Origin of the sequence: Pseudomonas sp. AN3A02, assembly GCF_011765255.1 — a bacterium.
Classification (GTDB): domain Bacteria; phylum Pseudomonadota; class Gammaproteobacteria; order Pseudomonadales; family Pseudomonadaceae; genus Aquipseudomonas.
In genome coordinates this window covers 1,246,921-1,261,728 of record NZ_JAARNI010000001.1, presented here as the reverse complement: position 1 = coordinate 1,261,728, position 14,808 = coordinate 1,246,921, and the positions used below count along the sequence as shown (strand labels likewise).

The window sequence follows — 14,808 nt, the reverse complement described above, 5'->3', positions numbered from 1 at the left end:
TTTAACGGAATAGGGGCTTTTCATGATTAAAAGGTATTTGTCGATGCTGCTGCTCGGCATCGTCGCGTTTTCCCACGGTTACCTGGCGCACGCGGGGGCCATCGATGAGGCCGTCCATCGGGGCGTACTGAAAGTCGGGACCAATCCGACCTACGTACCTTTCGAGATGACCGACAAGAATGGCCGTATTGTCGGATTTGAAATTGATCTGCTGCGGGAGATGAGCAAAGCGCTTGGGGTAAAGCTGGAGCTGGTTTCGGTGCCCTATACCGACCTGATCCCCGGCCTGCTGGACAGCCGGTTCGACCTGATCGGCAGCGGCATGACCGTAACGCAAGAGCGCAACCTCACCCTTAACTTCAGCGACTCATTCATCATCGTCGGCCAGACCGTGCTGCTGCATCCGCAGTTGGCTAATCAGGTCCAGAGCATCGAAGACCTTGATGAGGCCGGTTACCGGATCGTGGCGGCCGAAGGCACCACGGGCGAAGCGGCGGCGAAAAGGTTTCTCGGCGCTGCACAGCTGCGCAGTTTTCCAACCCCTGAAGAAGGCGTGCGCCAGGTGGTGGAGGGCAAGGCCGACGCTTTCGTCCACGATGCGCCCTATAACCTGATCGCAATCACCAAGCCCCAGAACAGTGCGTTGCTGGCATTGGAGCAGCCTTTCACCTACGAGCCTTTGGCGTTCGGCGTGAAAAAAGGCGATTACGACAGCCTCAACTGGATCAATCACTTCCTCAATCAGGTGGCCCAGGATGGCACCTACGATCGGCTGCATGACAAGTGGTTCAAGGACTCGGACTGGATGGCGGAGGTGGACTGGTAGTCATAACTACTTACACATCAAGCAATTGGCCGACCTGTGGGTTGAAGTGTCTAGCTGCGGCGTTCTCTGCACGGTTGTGGGGCTTTTCTGTCATACCTTGGCAACAAATCCCGGCGAAACCTTTGTACCGGGCGGTGAGTGAGTTAGGATCGCACCCCGAAATGGTGCAGCCCTTTTGCGCGCCGATCTCACAATAAAATGAGTTCAGGGGACTTGATGATGAAAAAGTATCTTTCGATGCTGCTGCTAGGCGTCACCGCACTGGTGGCGGTCAACGCGGCCCACGCCGGCGCCATCGATGATGCGGTCAAGCGCGGCACGCTGAAAGTCGGCATGGACCCGACCTACATGCCGTTCCAGATGACCAACAAGCGCGGTGAAATCATCGGCTTTGAAGTCGACATCCTCAAGGCCATGGCCAAGTCCATGGGCGTGAAGTTTGAGCCGATCTCCACCGGCTATGACGGCATCATCCCGGCCCTGCTGACCAACAAGTTCGACATGATCGGCAGCGGCATGACCCTGACCCAGGAGCGCAACCTGCGCCTGAACTTCAGCGAACCGTTCATCGTGGTCGGCCAGACCCTGCTGATCCGCAAGGAGCTGGAAGGCACCATCAAGTCCTACAAAGACCTGAACGACGAGAAATACCGCCTGACCTCCAAGCTCGGTACCACCGGCGAAATGGTTGCCAGGAAGCTGATCTCCAAGGCCAAGTACCACGGCTACGACAACGAGCAGGAAGCCGTGCTCGACGTGGTCAACGGCAAGGCTGACGCCTTCGTCTATGACGCGCCGTACAACGTGGTGGCCGTGAACAAGGTCGGCGCCGGCAAGCTGGTGTTCCTCGACCAGCCGTTCACCTTTGAACCCCTGGCGTTCGGCCTGAAGAAGGGCGACTACGACAGCATCAACTTCATCAACAACTTCCTGCACCAGATCCGTAACGACGGCACCTACGATCGCATCCATGACAAGTGGTTCAAGAGCTCCGAGTGGCTCAAGGACATGGAATAAGGTTGGCTTAATACCGAGTCGAGCCCTTCGCGAGCAAGCCCGCTCCCACATTAGATCGCGGTCGAAATGTGGGAGCGGGCTTGCTCGCGAATAGGGCCTGCCAGGCGATACACATCCCGGAACCTGAAATGAAACAGAAAAAAGCCCAATGGCCCTGGCACCTGCTGACGGTGCTGGTGCTGGTCGGCCTGGCCGGCGCGTTGTATTACGCCACCTCGCTGATGTCCTACGAATGGCGCTGGAACCGTGTGCCGCAGTACTTCGTCTACCAGGCCGAAGAATCCCAGCGGGCGGCGGACATTTCTACCGTCAGCGAGTTGGTGCGCAAGGCCGATGTGGCTGAAGTCACCCTGCGTAATGACGAGGGCAACGAACAGCACCTGACCGTGGCCGAGAACAGCCTGCAAGTGGCCAAGGGCGATGACGTGGCCGAGGGCGATGTGGTCGGCGTTACCCGGCATTGGGCTGCGGGCCCGTTGCTGTGGGGTCTGTGGACTACGTTGTGGCTGTCGGTGGTGTCCGGGGTGCTGGGACTGTTGATCGGCCTGGCGACCGGTTTGTGTCGCTTGTCGAATAACCCGACGTTGCGCGACTTGTCGACGATTTACGTCGAACTGGTGCGCGGTACGCCGCTATTGGTGCAGATCTTCATTTTCTATTTCTTTATCGGCACGGTGCTCAACCTGTCCCGGGAGTTCGCCGGGATCGCTGCGCTGTCGCTGTTTACCGGCGCCTATGTGGCGGAAATCATCCGCGCCGGCGTGCAGTCGATTGCCCGTGGCCAAAATGAAGCGGCACGTTCCCTGGGGCTCAGTGCTGGGCAGTCGATGCGTCATGTGGTGTTGCCGCAAGCCTTCAAGCGTGTGCTGCCGCCTCTGGCCGGGCAATTTATCAGCCTGGTGAAGGACACCTCCCTGGTGTCGGTGATCGCGATTACCGAACTGCTGAAAAGCGGCCGCGAGGTCATCACCACCTCGTTCTCACCGTTTGAAATCCTGTTCTGCGTCGCAGGCCTCTACCTGCTGATCAACCTGCCGCTGTCGAAAATCGCCAGCCGGCTTGAGCGGAGGCTCGCGCAAAGTGATTGAAGTCCGCGATCTGGTAAAAGTCTTCGACACCCGTGGCCACGTCGTGCGCGCGGTGGACAACGTGACCACCCAAGTGGCCAAGGGTGAAGTACTGGTGGTGATCGGCCCGTCCGGTTCCGGTAAGTCGACGTTCCTGCGTTGCCTTAACGGCCTGGAAGAGTTCGATTCCGGCTCGGTGAGCATTGACGGCCTGCAACTGGCAGACCCGAAAACCGACGTGAACGCCTACCGTCGCGAAGTCGGCATGGTGTTCCAGCACTTCAACCTGTTCCCCCACATGACCGTGCTGGAAAATCTCTGCCTGGCGCAAAAAGTCGTGCGCAAACGGGGCAAGAAAGAGCGCGAAGCCAAGGCCCTGGCCCTTCTGGAAAAAGTCGGCATCGCCCAGAAAGCCAACGAGTTCCCGTCGCGGCTTTCCGGTGGCCAGCAGCAGCGTGTGGCAATTGCCCGCGCGCTGGCGATGGAGCCCAAGGTGATGCTGTTTGACGAGCCCACCTCGGCCCTGGACCCGGAAATGGTCGGCGAAGTGCTGGACGTGATGAAGACCCTGGCCCTGGAAGGCATGACCATGGTCTGCGTTACCCATGAAATGGGTTTCGCCCGGGAAGTGGCCGATCGCGTGCTGTTTTTCGATCACGGCAAGCTGCTGGAGGACGCCGCCCCGGCGCAGTTCTTCGACGCGCCGAGAGACCCCCGGGCCCAAGCGTTCCTGCGCCAGGTGTTGTAACGGCTAGACCTTGAACTTGCCCACCCACACCTGCAAATCCGTGCCCAGGCGCGCCAGTTCGACACTGGCCGCCGCAGTCTCCTGACTCGCGGCCGAGGTCTGTTCCGATACGTCCTTGACCTTCAGCACGCTGCGATTGATCTCTTCCGCGACGGCCGTTTGCTCCTCTGCGGCAGCGGCAATCTGCGGGTTCATCTCTTGAATCACGGACACGGTACGGGTGATGCCAGCCAGCGCATCACCCGCCCGGCGGGTCAGTTGCACGCTGTTGTCGGTGAGGCTGCGACTGTTGTCCATGATGTCTGCGACCTGCTGTGTGCCTCGGTGCAGGCCACTGATCAGTTCCTCGATTTCCTCGGCCGATTGCTGTGTGCGTTGCGCCAGGCTGCGCACTTCGTCGGCGACCACCGCAAAGCCTCTGCCAGCCTCGCCGGCGCGGGCCGCTTCGATCGCGGCGTTGAGGGCCAGTAAATTGGTCTGTTCAGAGACCGATTTGATCACCTCCAGCACGCTGCCGATCTTCCGGCTTTCCTGTTGCAATCCTTGCATGGCTTGGCTTGACCGGGCCATCTCACGGGCCAGGTGCTCAATGTGCGCAATGGCCTCGGCCACCACCTGATCCCCCGCGCTTGCCTGCTGGTCGGCCTCGGTGGCGGCAAGCGAGGCTTGCTCGGCATGGCGCGCGACCTCCTGGGAGGTGGCGAGCATTTGATTCATCGCGGTGGCGACTTGTTCGGTTTCCTGTTTCTGGCCGTCGACCCCGGCACGGGTGTGTTCGGTGACGGCAGACAGTTGCTCGGCGGCGCTGGCGATCTGCCGGGCGCTGTCGCCGATGCCACCGATCAAGCCTCGCAGATTGACGGTCATCTGCCCGATGCTGCGCTGCAGTTGCCCCAGTTCATCCCGGCGCGAGGTCTGGATATCCTGGCTCAAATCGCCCGCCGCAATGCGGTTTGCGGTCGACAGGGCTTGGCGTAAGGGTGCGACGATTTGCGCGGCGATCAACCAGGCAGCCAGAGCCCCCAATAACAGCGCCGCACCAGTGACATTCAGCAGCAGGGTGCGAGCCAGGCTTGCGTCCTTGTCACGCTTGGCGGTCTGGTCCTGGCTCAACAGGTCGCTTTCCTTGAGCAACTGATCCAGCCATTGCTCAAGCTGATTCTGGATGGCCTCGGTGTTGAGTTGGGCGTCCTTGAGGCGTGTCAGGTGAATCCGAAAGTCGAGCAGGGCGTTTTTCAGGGCGCTTGCATCAACCGGCAATGCGCCCACAACCGCTTGGGCGCCATCCAGAGCCAGTAGCGCGTCATTTATGCCGTTCGCATACGCGTCCAATGACGCCGCAGCCCAAGCGGGGCTTTGGGCGCGGTCTTCGGCTTGTTCCATGGCCTGGCGCAATTGTTCTACGGCGTCGAGGGCCTTTTCATCGTCTTGATTGGGCAGGTTGCTGGACAGTTCAGAAAGGCTGTCACTGCTCTGTATTGAGCTGCGCTTGAGCTGTTCGCGGGCGTTCTCGCGTTGTTTGATCAGCCCGTCCAGGCTGCTGAAGGCGGTTTTGAAGCGGGTGACAAAACGTCGGCTTTCCTGCAATTGTTGTTGGTTGACCGGGTCGGAAAAACGTGGGGAAAGCTCAACCAGAAACTGGTCGATCCTGTCCATGTGCAGGCCTATCTTGGACAGGTTGGAGGGGTCGTTAAGGGTGCGATAGATAATGCGATCAGCGCGCAACTCTTCGCCGACGACCGCCAATTGCGAAAGGATCGTAAGTTTTTGTGAGCGATCGAGCGATGCGCTCAAGGCTTGCCAGCCGGTAGACGCGATGATCAGGCTGAGACTGAGCACCAGGCCAAAGCCCAGGGCAAGTTTGAGGCTGATGCTGATGTTTCCAAGCAGGCGGGTCAGTGGACGAAACATGGTGAACCTCCAACGAATCAAAAGGAGCGTTTCAAGCGTCCGGCCGACAACGGTCAGGGGAGTTGAAACGCTACTTTTATTCGGCGCCAGGTGTGTGATCCACGACCTGAAAAACGCGTAGGAAATTTCACAAGTTGTCAGGATGGCGGCCTGATGGCCGCCGCGAGATGGCTAGACCTTGAAGCGACCCACGAGGGTTTGCAGGTAAATCCCCAGCCGCGCCAGTTCGGCACTGGAAGCAGCGGTTTCTTCGCTGGCCGCCGAGGTCTGTTCGGAAACATCCCGCACGTTGAGCACGCTGCGGTTGATCTCTTCGGCCACGGCGCTCTGTTGCTCGGCGGCGGTGGCGATCTGTTGGTTCATCGCCTGGATGGTCGAGACGGTGCGGGTGATGTTTTCCAGGGCGTTGCCGGCCCGGCGAGTCAGCTCGACGCTGCTGTCGGTGAGGCTGCGACTGTTGTCCATGATGGTCGCCACCTGCTGGGTGCCGCTTTGCAGGCCGACGATCAACTCTTCGATTTCCTCGGTGGATTTCTGGGTGCGTTGAGCAAGGCTGCGCACTTCATCGGCGACCACCGCAAACCCGCGCCCGGCTTCACCGGCGCGCGCTGCCTCGATGGCCGCGTTGAGGGCCAGCAGGTTGGTTTGCTGAGCCACGGACTTGATCACGTCCAGCACGCTGCCTATCTTGTCGCTCTCGCGCTTGAGATGGCCCATGGCCTCGGTGGAGTTGCCCACCTCACTGGCGAGACGCTCGATCTGGGCAATGGCCTCACCGACCACCTTGTCGCCTTCGCGGGCCTGCTGATCGGCGGCTACAGCCGCTTCGGACGCTTCCTCGGCATTACGTGCGACTTCCTGCACGGTAGCGGCCATTTCGTTCATGGCGGTGGCCACCTGGTCGGTCTCGACCTTTTGGCTGTTGACCCCGGCGCTGGTCTGCTCGGTGACGGCCGACAGTTGCTCGGCGGCGCTGGCAATCTGGGTGACGCCGTCGCTGATGCCACCGATCAGTTCCCGCAGGCCTACGGTCATGCTCTGCATGGAGCGCTGCAGTTGGCCCAGCTCATCGCGGCGTTCGGAGATCAGGTTGTGGCTGAGGTCACCAGCCGCTACCCGCTCGGCTACTTTAAGGGTTTGGCTCAGCGGGATAACGATCTGGCGGGTGATGGCCCAGGCGGCGAGTATGCCGAAGGCCAACGCCAGGGCCGTGGCCAGCAGCAACAGGTTCTTGGCGCGGGCCGTGTCGGTATCGCGCACCACGGTTTGCGAAGTGGTGAGTTTGTCGCTGTGGTCGAGCAGGAGGTCGCCTTGCTCGGCCATGATTTTCGTCGCGGCAGCGGTGGCCACCTGGGAATCGCGGTACTGGCTGACGGCGGCGCGGTAGGCCTGCAGCGAGACGCTGGCTTCTTGCAGGTTGGCCCGATATTGCTCGGGCAATTGGTCGCTGAGGTCGATGATTTTTTTCAGGGCGTTGTCGATGGCATCCAGGGCCGGCTGTTCGGCTTCGACCTTGCCGCTGTAGGTGTAGCCGCGCACCTGGAAGCGCGCTTGCTGGATCAGCTTGCTCAGGTCGACCACGCTGTTGAACAGGGTGACGCTGTCGCCTTGCAGCAGGGATTTTTCCACTTCGTTGGTTTTTGCCACGGCGTTGTCGGCGGTATCCCCCAGTTTGCTGCGGGCACCTTCGCGCTTGAGGCCGGCCTGCACCATGGCGCCGAAGGCTTTTTTATATTGGCCCAAGGCGTCCTGTTGTTGTTCCACGACGAGCTTGTCGGCGGGTTGCTCGATCAGTTCTGCGGCAGTTTTCAGGCCGCTGTCCAGCTGTGTGATCAAGTCGTTGACCGCACCGGTACCTTGTTCGCCGCGACGCATTTCGAAGTCCAGGCGCGCCAGGCGCAGGTCTTTGGACAGCCCGTTGAGGCTGGAAATATAGCCCAGCTTGTCGCCACGGCTGATCACGCCGCTGAGGCCGGTCCAGCCGGTGAAGGTGATCAATAGGGTCAGGACCAATACCAGGCCGAAGCCTATGCTCAGCTTGCGGTTGACGCTGACATTCCCCAGTTTCTCGGCTAACCAACGATACATGCTGCGAACTCCCCTGGAACAAGGCTTGGACTTATTCAGAGCGTATCGGCAGGTCAGCAGGATTCTGTAGGAGCGAGCTTGCTCGCGAAGGTCGTCAACGGTAACGCGGGCATTCTGAATGAACGCGGTGTCCTTGAGTTTTTCGCGAGCAAGCTCGCTCCTACGGGAGAGAGCGGTGTTAGAAAAGGCGGGCGAGCAAGGCGGTGACGGCGGTTTCGACCCTCAGGATCCGGGCCCCCAGTTGCACCGGTTGTAACCCGGCCTTGGCCAGCAGATCCACCTCGTAGGGAATCCAGCCGCCTTCCGGACCGATGGCCAGGGTGACCGGTTCATCCAGGCCACGAGGGCAGGGCGGATAGTCGCCCGGGTGGCCAATCAGGCCGAGGGTGCCGTGCGCCAGGGCGGGCAGGCGGTCTTCGACGAATGGCTTGAAGCGCTTTTCGATAACAATCTCGGGCAGCACCGTGTCTCGGGACTGTTCCAACCCGAGGATCAGTTGCTCGCGAATGGCTTCCGGCTCGAGGAATGGCGTTTGCCAGAAGCTCTTTTCCACACGATAGCTGTTCACCAGCACCACCCGCGGCACGCCCATGGACGCAACGGTTTGCAGCACTCGGCGGAGCATTTTCGGACGGGGCAGGGCCAGCAGCAGGGTCAGGGGCAGTTTGGCCGGCGGCGGCTGGTCGAAGGTGACTTCCAGCTCGGCTTCCTGGGTTTCCAGGCGCAGCAATTGCGCATTGCCCATCAACCCGCCAATGCGCCCGACCCGCAGGCTATCGCCTACGGCGGCACGGTGGACTTCCTGCATATGCACCAGGCGCCGATCACGCAGCACCACCCGGTCGGCCGCGATAAAGTCGGCCTCCTCAAGCAGCAACAGGTTCACGGCTGGGTCGCTGGCGGCTGGTCGTCGTCGGCGGGTTGGTCATCCGGGTGATCGCCACGCTTGCTCACCAGGCTGCCAAACAGGATGCCAATCTCGAACAGCATCCACATCGGTACGGCCAGCAGGGTCTGGGAGAAGATGTCCGGCGGGGTCAGGATCATGCCGACCACGAAGCAGCCGATGATCACGTACGGGCGGATCTTCTTCAGGTATTTGACGTCGACCACGCCGATCCACACCAGCAGCACCACGGCTACCGGGATTTCGAAGGCCACGCCAAAGGCGAAGAACAGCGTCATCACGAAGTCGAGGTAGCTGGTGATGTCGGTCATCATTTCCACACCGGCCGGCGTAGCAGCGGCGAAGAACTTGAAGATCAGCGGGAACACCAGGAAGTAGGCGAAGGCCATCCCGGTGTAGAACAGCAGGATGCTCGACACCAGCAGCGGCACGGCGATGCGTTTTTCATGCTTGTACAGGCCCGGCGCGATAAAACCCCAGATCTGATGCAGGATCACCGGGATCGCCAGGAACAGCGAAACCATCATCGTCAGCTTCAGCGGCGTGAGGAACGGTGACGACACGTCGGTGGCGATCATCGTCGCGCCAGCCGGCAAGTAGTCGCGCAGCGGCGTGGAGACGAAGGTGTAGATCTGCTGGGTGAAGGCAAACAGCCCGGCAAAGATGATGAAGATCGCCGCCACACAGCGCAGCAGGCGGGTACGCAACTCGGTGAGGTGCGAGACCAGTGGCATGTGCTGGTCGGTTTCCGGTTTATCAGCGCTCATGGGGCTCGCGGCGGCAATGTAGGGTCGTGGGGCGCGGGCGACACGGCAGGCGTCGTCGCGGGTTCGGTCGGGGTTGCTGGCGCGGCGGGCGCAGGCTCGGCGGCATGCACGGGCTCAACGACCGGTGCAGGTGCAGGTGCAGGTGCGGCGGGCGGTGCAATCGATTGCTCGGCCACAGGCTCAACCGGCTTGGGCGTTTCCTGCACTGGCGAGAGAATCTTCCGTGCCTCTTGCTCCAACGACAGAATGTGCTCGTTGTGCAGTTGCCGGCGAATCTCGTCGGCGCCTATTTCCCGTTCAACTTCCTGTTTGATGGCGTTGAAACTGCGTTTCAGGCGCCCGATCCACAGGCCGGCCGTGCGCGCGGCACCGGGCAGGCGTTCCGGCCCCAGTACCAGCAGGGCCACGAGGCCGACGAGCAGCAGTTCAGAGAAGCTGATACCAAACATTATTCAGTACTCACGAGTCTTTTTGGTTCTGCTCTTTGACGTGCTCGGCCTGTACGTCGAAGGTGCGACGTTCAGTGATCGGCTGAGTGGCCTGCGGGTGCACAGGCTGCGCCGGTGGCACCGGGTTCACGGTAGGGTCGGCAGGCTTTTCGTCGTCGTTCATGGCCTTGCGAAAGCCCTTGATCGACTCACCGACGTCGGTGCCGAGGTTTTTCAGCTTCTTGGTGCCGAACACCAGAACAACCACTACCAGAATGACGATCCAGTGTTTCCAGTCAAAAATGCCCATGCTGCAATTCCTCTGTAAAAGTTGGTCAGGCGGACGGGCGCGAGGCCTTTTCGGCATGCCCGGACAAGCCGAAGCGACGGTCCAGTTCATCAAGCACTGCCTGTGGATGCTGCCCCAGTTGGGCGAGCATGACCAGGCTGTGGAACCACAAGTCGGCAGTTTCGTAGATCACGTCGCTGCAGTCGCCGCTGATTTGCGCGTCCTTGGCAGCAATAATCGTCTCGACGGACTCTTCGCCGAGTTTTTCCAGAATCTTGTTCAGACCCTTGTGGTACAGGCTGGCGACATAAGAGCTGTCGGCGGCCGCGCCTTTGCGGTCTTCCAGCACCTGGGCCAGGCGGTTCAGGGTATCGGTCATGTTCAGTGTCCTGCCGAGTAAATAGCGTGCGGGTCTTTGAGCACGGGCTCGACGGTCTTCCACTCGCCGTTTTCGAACACGCGGTAGAAGCAGCTGTGACGGCCGGTATGACAGGCGATATCGCCGATCTGCTCGACCTTGAGGATCACCACATCGGCGTCGCAGTCGATGCGCATCTCATGCAGGGTTTGCACGTGCCCGGACTCTTCGCCCTTGCGCCACAGTTTGCCACGGGAACGTGACCAGTAAATGGCACGGTTCTCGGCGGCGGTCAGGCTCAGGGCCTCGCGGTTCATCCAGGCCATCATCAGCACGCGCCCGGTCTTGTAGTCCTGGGCAATGGCCGGCACCAGGCCGTCACTGTCCCACTTGATCTCGTCCAGCCAGTCTTTCATTTTCGGCTCCGGCAATTTGCGACAGTGTATAACCGGATTGGCTATCGACGCACGATCAGATACACGCCCACGGCGACCATGATGCCAGCCGGCCAGTGGCCCAGTTCGTTCAGCGGACCGCCGGCGGCCAGTATCGTGCCGCCCACCAGGTGCGCGGCGCCCAACAGGCGCAGGAACCAGTCGTCCTTGCGCTTGTGCCACGGCGGCGGCGGGTCGTTGGCGTGGGGCTGGGACATGCGCTCCAGCAGGTCGCGGGTCATGTTGGCCAGGTGCGGCAGTTGCTCGACTTGGCTTTGCAGGTTGCCCAGCAGGGTTTTCGGGCTGACACGGTCACGCATCCAGCGCTCGAGGAACGGCTGGGCGGTGTTCCACAGGTCCAGGTCCGGGTACAGCTGGCGGCCCAGGCCTTCGATGTTCAGCAAGGTCTTTTGCAACAGCACCAGCTGCGGCTGCACTTCCATATTGAAGCGCCGCGCCGTCTGGAACAGGCGCATCAGCACCTGACCGAAGGAAATATCTTTTAACGGTTTTTCAAAGATCGGCTCGCACACGGTGCGGATCGCCGCTTCGAATTCGTTGAGTTTGGTCTCAGCCGGCACCCAGCCCGAATCAATGTGCAACTGCGCCACGCGACGGTAGTCACGCTTGAAGAAGGCAAACAGGTTACGCGCCAGGTAATCCTGGTCTTCCGGGGTCAGGCTGCCGACGATGCCGCAGTCGATCGCGATGTACTGCGGGCTCCACGGGTTTACGGTGCTGACGAAGATGTTGCCGGGGTGCATGTCGGCGTGGAAGAAGCTGTCGCGGAACACCTGGGTGAAGAAAATCTCCACACCGCGCTCGGCAAGCATTTTCATGTCGGTGCGCTGGTCGGCCAGGGTCGCGAGGTCAGTGACCTGCACGCCGTAGATGCGCTCCATCACCAGCACTTTCGGGCGGCACCAGTCCCAATAGACCTGCGGCACGTACAGCAGCTGCGAGCCTTCGAAGTTGCGCTTGAGCTGGCTGGCATTGGCCGCTTCGCGCAGCAGGTCGAGTTCGTCGTAGATGGTTTTTTCGTAGTCCAGCACTACGTCAACCGGGTGCAGCAGGCGCGCGTCGGCCGAGAAGCGCTCGGCGGCGCGGGCGAGGATGAACAGCCACGCCAGGTCCTGGCCGATGATCGGCTTGAGACCCGGGCGGATCACCTTCACCACTACTTCTTCGCCGCTTTTCAACTGCGCGGCATGCACCTGGGCCACCGAGGCCGAAGCCAATGGCGCAATGTCGAAGCGGCTGAAAACTTCGCTGATCTTCTTGCCCAGCTGTTCCTCGATCAACGTGACCGCCAGTTGCGAGTCGAATGGCGGCACGCGGTCCTGCAACAACATCAGCTCGTCGGCGATGTCTTCGGGCAACAGGTCGCGGCGGGTGGAGAGAATCTGCCCGAACTTGATGAAGATCGGCCCCAGGTCCTGCAACGCCAGGCGCAGGCGCGCGCCACGGCTCAGTTCGAGGGTTTTGCGCGGGAACCAGCGCCACGGCAACACATAGCGCACCGCCAGCAGGAACCACGGCAGCGGCAGGGCGAACAGCAGGTCATCGAGGCGGTAGCGGATTACGACGCGCTGGATACGAAACAAACGGCGGACGGCGAGCAGCTTCATGCGTTATCGCTTGAATCAAGGGAGCGGCTCAGGCGCTCGAAGCGCGCCTCAAGTCGTTCCAGGTCGAGTTTGGCCTGGTCGAGTTCACGAAAGCGCGCTTCCGCTTCCCGTTGTCCGACCAAGGTGCGCGATTCTTCGCTCAGGTATTCGGCGAGGTTCTGGTTCAGGCTGGCGAAACCCTGCTGGTACCAGCGCGTGCGGCTGCGCAGGTGACCGCTGATCAGTTGGGTGACCACCGGGCCGAGCCAACGGGACAGCTCGTACTCCCAGTCCAGTTCCAGGTCTTGCAGCACGGCGGCCAGGTCCATCAGCACCGCGCTGTCGCCTTCAAGTTCCACGTCCGGACCATGGAGGATCGCCGTCTTGTCCCGGCTCAGGGCCAGGCGCAGCAGGCTTGAGCCGGAAGCACGCAGGGTGCAGTCGGCATCGGCGGCCCAATGGGACGCCAGCAACAGGCCTTCATCGCTGGGCAGGATAAACAGCTGCAAGGCGGGGCTGGTGCAATCGACGGCGATGATCCTGCCGTTCAGGTGCGCCAACCGTGCCAGGGCGGTGCTGTCCAGGCGCAGCACACGGTTGAGGCCGTGTTCGACGCTGGCGAGAAGGCCTGCGAACAACATCAGGGCTTGATGCCGCGGTGCAGGGCAACGATGCCCGAGGTCATGTTGTGGTAGGTCACGCGGTCGAAACCGGCCTCTACCATCATTGACTTCAGGGTTTCCTGGTTCGGGTGCATGCGGATCGATTCGGCCAGGTAGCGATAGCTTTCGGCGTCATTGGTGATCAGCTTGCCCATCAACGGCATGAAGGCGAACGAGTAGGTGTCGTAGACCTTGGACATCAATGCGTTGGTCGGCTTGGAGAACTCCAGCACCAGCAGGCGACCGCCGGGCTTGAGTACGCGCAGCATGGAGCGCAGGGCGTCTTCCTTGTGGGTCACGTTACGCAGGCCGAAGGCGATGGTGACGCAGTCGAAATGGTTGTCCGGGAATGGCAGCTTTTCAGCGTCGGCCTGGACGAATTCGATATTGCCCGCCACGCCTTTGTCCAGCAGGCGATCGCGACCGACCTTGAGCATCGAGCCGTTGATGTCGGCCAATACCACTTGGCCAGTCGGGCCCACCAGCTTGGAAAACTTGGCCGCCAGGTCGCCCGTGCCGCCGGCGATATCCAGCACCCGGTTGCCGGTGCGTACACCCGACAACTCGATGGTGAAGCGCTTCCACAGGCGGTGCATGCCGCCGGACAGCACGTCGTTCATCAAGTCGTACTTGGCGGCTACCGAGTGAAACACCTCGGCGACTTTTTCCGCTTTCTGGCTTTCCGGGACGTTCTTGAAGCCGAAGTGAGTGGTGGGTTCGGCATCGCTGCCTTTGCGCTGATCAGTCATATCGCTGTCACCAAAAGAGAATGGGGGCATTCTAATCCCCAAGGCATGCTTTGTCTTGGCAAGGCTGAAGGTAAGATAGGTGGCCACCGAGACCTTTTGCCGCATGGCGGGTCGACAAGTCTCTATAACGAGGAGTCATTCAAATGGCCCGTATACAGGTTGAACGTGCCCACACACTGGGTAAAGACGCTGCCCGCGAAAAAGCCGACAAGTTGGCGAGCAAACTCAAGGATCAATATGGCCTGGAGTCTTCGTGGGTCGGCGACACACTGAATCTCAAACGCTCGGGAGTTAAAGGCACCGTGAAAGTGGCTGAGGATTCCCTGCGCATCGAAGTCGAACTGGGCCTGTTGATGTCCGCCATGAGTGGCACCATAAAGTCCGAAATCGAGAAGGCGCTGGATAAAGCCCTGGCCTGATTTTCGTCCTTCTTAGGGTGCCGATTCTAATTTTTCTGCCTACTTTGTGCCCAAGCCCTCAACTTCTGTGGGCAGTTCCTCCCCCCTTTATGCGTGAGGTGCACCATGGCCAAAGTTATTTTGAAGAAAAAAATTGCTACCGGAACTAACGCCCTGATCGACGTTAAATCCTATGCCCGCAAGATCTGGCTGGCCGGTTTGGGGGCTTATGCCAAGGTCGGCAGCGAGGGCGCCGAGTACTTCAAGGAACTCGTTAAGACTGGTCAACATGTTGAAAGTAAAGGCAAAAAAGTTGTGATTGAACAACTTGGTGCGGCCAACAGTCAGATTGATCAAGTCAAGAGCGAACTCTTCGGCGTCAAAGGTCGAGTCGAAGTGCAACTGGATAAAGTTGAAAGCGCTTTTGATAGTCGTGTTGGAAGTGCCTTGAATCGGATCGGCATTCCGTCTAAACATGACGTGGAGACACTCTCTGCTAAGCTCGATGAGCTAACGGCATTGCTCGAACGTGTCGCGCGTAAACACTAAGGA

General features: G+C 60.5%; 17 protein-coding genes and 1 pseudogene. 6 read left to right on the top strand and 12 right to left on the bottom strand.

All coding sequences use genetic code 11. The features are described 5' to 3' along the window. Positions 1 to 22: 22 nt before the first annotated feature. From HBJ59_RS05890 to HBJ59_RS05875, 4 genes are all read left to right on the top strand, one after another. Positions 23 to 826, top strand: a complete 804-nt coding sequence (locus HBJ59_RS05890; protein WP_167662981.1) for a transporter substrate-binding domain-containing protein — start codon at positions 23 to 25, stop codon at positions 824 to 826. Between the two features lie 219 nt (positions 827 to 1,045). Next, positions 1,046 to 1,843 (top strand): transporter substrate-binding domain-containing protein, encoded by a 798-nt coding sequence (locus tag HBJ59_RS05885; RefSeq protein ID WP_167662980.1) that lies wholly within the window; start codon positions 1,046 to 1,048, stop codon positions 1,841 to 1,843. A gap of 128 nt (positions 1,844 to 1,971) precedes the next feature. After that, on the top strand, positions 1,972 to 2,931 hold the full coding sequence (locus HBJ59_RS05880; protein ID WP_076018102.1) for an amino acid ABC transporter permease: 960 nt from the start codon (positions 1,972 to 1,974) through the stop codon (positions 2,929 to 2,931). Continuing rightward, complete coding sequence (locus HBJ59_RS05875; protein ID WP_076018101.1) at positions 2,924 to 3,658, top strand: amino acid ABC transporter ATP-binding protein; 735 nt, start codon at positions 2,924 to 2,926, stop codon at positions 3,656 to 3,658. The genes HBJ59_RS05880 and HBJ59_RS05875 overlap by 8 nt, the downstream gene beginning before the upstream one ends. A gap of 3 nt (positions 3,659 to 3,661) precedes the next feature. Here HBJ59_RS05875 and HBJ59_RS05870 read toward each other — a convergent pair whose 3' ends face one another. The 12 genes and pseudogenes from HBJ59_RS05870 to ubiE form a co-directional block, all read right to left on the bottom strand. After that, positions 3,662 to 5,569 (bottom strand): methyl-accepting chemotaxis protein, encoded by a 1,908-nt coding sequence (locus tag HBJ59_RS05870; RefSeq protein ID WP_076018100.1) that lies wholly within the window; start codon positions 5,567 to 5,569, stop codon positions 3,662 to 3,664. A 171-nt stretch (positions 5,570 to 5,740) separates the two neighbouring features. Then, positions 5,741 to 6,454, bottom strand: a complete 714-nt coding sequence (locus HBJ59_RS31990) for a methyl-accepting chemotaxis protein (RefSeq protein ID WP_371916676.1) — start codon at positions 6,452 to 6,454, stop codon at positions 5,741 to 5,743. A 144-nt stretch (positions 6,455 to 6,598) separates the two neighbouring features. After that, a pseudogene (locus HBJ59_RS31985) lies at positions 6,599 to 7,657 on the bottom strand (methyl-accepting chemotaxis protein); the annotation flags it as partial. A gap of 178 nt (positions 7,658 to 7,835) precedes the next feature. Beyond that, a complete protein-coding gene (locus HBJ59_RS05860) occupies positions 7,836 to 8,543 on the bottom strand; it encodes a 16S rRNA (uracil(1498)-N(3))-methyltransferase (RefSeq protein WP_076018098.1) in 708 nt (235 codons plus the stop codon). After that, positions 8,540 to 9,331, bottom strand: coding sequence for a twin-arginine translocase subunit TatC (gene tatC, locus HBJ59_RS05855; RefSeq protein WP_026078063.1), 792 nt, complete (start codon positions 9,329 to 9,331; stop codon positions 8,540 to 8,542). Before tatC ends, HBJ59_RS05860 begins: the two co-directional genes overlap by 4 nt. After that, complete coding sequence (tatB, locus tag HBJ59_RS05850; protein ID WP_167662978.1) at positions 9,328 to 9,780, bottom strand: Sec-independent protein translocase protein TatB; 453 nt, start codon at positions 9,778 to 9,780, stop codon at positions 9,328 to 9,330. The genes tatC and tatB overlap by 4 nt, the downstream gene beginning before the upstream one ends. 10 nt (positions 9,781 to 9,790) lie before the next feature. Next, the gene (locus HBJ59_RS05845) at positions 9,791 to 10,069 is read right to left on the bottom strand and encodes a twin-arginine translocase TatA/TatE family subunit (protein ID WP_076018096.1); all 279 of its coding nucleotides are present in this window, start codon (positions 10,067 to 10,069) and stop codon (positions 9,791 to 9,793) included. A gap of 25 nt (positions 10,070 to 10,094) precedes the next feature. Next, entirely contained in the window at positions 10,095 to 10,427 is a 333-nt protein-coding gene (locus tag HBJ59_RS05840) for a phosphoribosyl-ATP diphosphatase (RefSeq protein ID WP_017478214.1), read from the bottom strand. Positions 10,428 to 10,429: 2 nt separating this feature from the next. Then, on the bottom strand, positions 10,430 to 10,822 hold the full coding sequence (gene hisI, locus HBJ59_RS05835) for a phosphoribosyl-AMP cyclohydrolase (protein WP_010169173.1): 393 nt from the start codon (positions 10,820 to 10,822) through the stop codon (positions 10,430 to 10,432). 41 nt (positions 10,823 to 10,863) lie between these two features. Continuing rightward, on the bottom strand, positions 10,864 to 12,468 hold the full coding sequence (ubiB, locus tag HBJ59_RS05830) for a ubiquinone biosynthesis regulatory protein kinase UbiB (RefSeq protein WP_167662977.1): 1,605 nt from the start codon (positions 12,466 to 12,468) through the stop codon (positions 10,864 to 10,866). Then, positions 12,465 to 13,088, bottom strand: coding sequence for an SCP2 domain-containing protein (locus tag HBJ59_RS05825; protein ID WP_167662976.1), 624 nt, complete (start codon positions 13,086 to 13,088; stop codon positions 12,465 to 12,467). The genes ubiB and HBJ59_RS05825 overlap by 4 nt, the downstream gene beginning before the upstream one ends. Next, a complete protein-coding gene (gene ubiE, locus HBJ59_RS05820; RefSeq protein ID WP_003209306.1) occupies positions 13,088 to 13,858 on the bottom strand; it encodes a bifunctional demethylmenaquinone methyltransferase/2-methoxy-6-polyprenyl-1,4-benzoquinol methylase UbiE in 771 nt (256 codons plus the stop codon). Before ubiE ends, HBJ59_RS05825 begins: the two co-directional genes overlap by 1 nt. Before the next feature lie 143 nt (positions 13,859 to 14,001). On the opposite strand from ubiE, the gene HBJ59_RS05815 reads away from it, so the two are divergent. Together HBJ59_RS05815 and HBJ59_RS05810 are read left to right on the top strand one after the other, a co-directional pair. Continuing rightward, complete coding sequence (locus HBJ59_RS05815; RefSeq protein WP_076018093.1) at positions 14,002 to 14,277, top strand: polyhydroxyalkanoic acid system family protein; 276 nt, start codon at positions 14,002 to 14,004, stop codon at positions 14,275 to 14,277. 105 nt (positions 14,278 to 14,382) lie between these two features. Further along, positions 14,383 to 14,805 carry a phasin family protein gene (locus tag HBJ59_RS05810; RefSeq protein WP_076018092.1) on the top strand — a complete coding sequence of 141 codons (423 nt, stop codon included), beginning with the start codon at positions 14,383 to 14,385 and terminating at the stop codon, positions 14,803 to 14,805. Positions 14,806 to 14,808 lie beyond the last annotated feature (3 nt).

Coding starts and splice junctions, on each gene's coding strand:
- HBJ59_RS05885 (WP_167662980.1), top strand. CDS start 1,046: ATGAAAAAGTATCTTTCGATGCTGCTGCTAGGCGTCACCGCACTGGTG.
- HBJ59_RS05825 (WP_167662976.1), bottom strand. CDS start 13,088: ATGTTGTTCGCAGGCCTTCTCGCCAGCGTCGAACACGGCCTCAACCGT.
- tatB (WP_167662978.1), bottom strand. CDS start 9,780: ATGTTTGGTATCAGCTTCTCTGAACTGCTGCTCGTCGGCCTCGTGGCC.
- HBJ59_RS05880 (WP_076018102.1), top strand. CDS start 1,972: ATGAAACAGAAAAAAGCCCAATGGCCCTGGCACCTGCTGACGGTGCTG.
- HBJ59_RS05815 (WP_076018093.1), top strand. CDS start 14,002: ATGGCCCGTATACAGGTTGAACGTGCCCACACACTGGGTAAAGACGCT.
- HBJ59_RS05845 (WP_076018096.1), bottom strand. CDS start 10,069: ATGGGCATTTTTGACTGGAAACACTGGATCGTCATTCTGGTAGTGGTT.
- HBJ59_RS05810 (WP_076018092.1), top strand. CDS start 14,383: ATGGCCAAAGTTATTTTGAAGAAAAAAATTGCTACCGGAACTAACGCC.
- tatC (WP_026078063.1), bottom strand. CDS start 9,331: ATGAGCGCTGATAAACCGGAAACCGACCAGCACATGCCACTGGTCTCG.
- ubiE (WP_003209306.1), bottom strand. CDS start 13,858: ATGACTGATCAGCGCAAAGGCAGCGATGCCGAACCCACCACTCACTTC.
- hisI (WP_010169173.1), bottom strand. CDS start 10,822: ATGAAAGACTGGCTGGACGAGATCAAGTGGGACAGTGACGGCCTGGTG.
- HBJ59_RS05840 (WP_017478214.1), bottom strand. CDS start 10,427: ATGACCGATACCCTGAACCGCCTGGCCCAGGTGCTGGAAGACCGCAAA.
- HBJ59_RS31990 (WP_371916676.1), bottom strand. CDS start 6,454: ATGAACGAAATGGCCGCTACCGTGCAGGAAGTCGCACGTAATGCCGAG.
- ubiB (WP_167662977.1), bottom strand. CDS start 12,468: ATGAAGCTGCTCGCCGTCCGCCGTTTGTTTCGTATCCAGCGCGTCGTA.
- HBJ59_RS05890 (WP_167662981.1), top strand. CDS start 23: ATGATTAAAAGGTATTTGTCGATGCTGCTGCTCGGCATCGTCGCGTTT.
- HBJ59_RS05870 (WP_076018100.1), bottom strand. CDS start 5,569: ATGTTTCGTCCACTGACCCGCCTGCTTGGAAACATCAGCATCAGCCTC.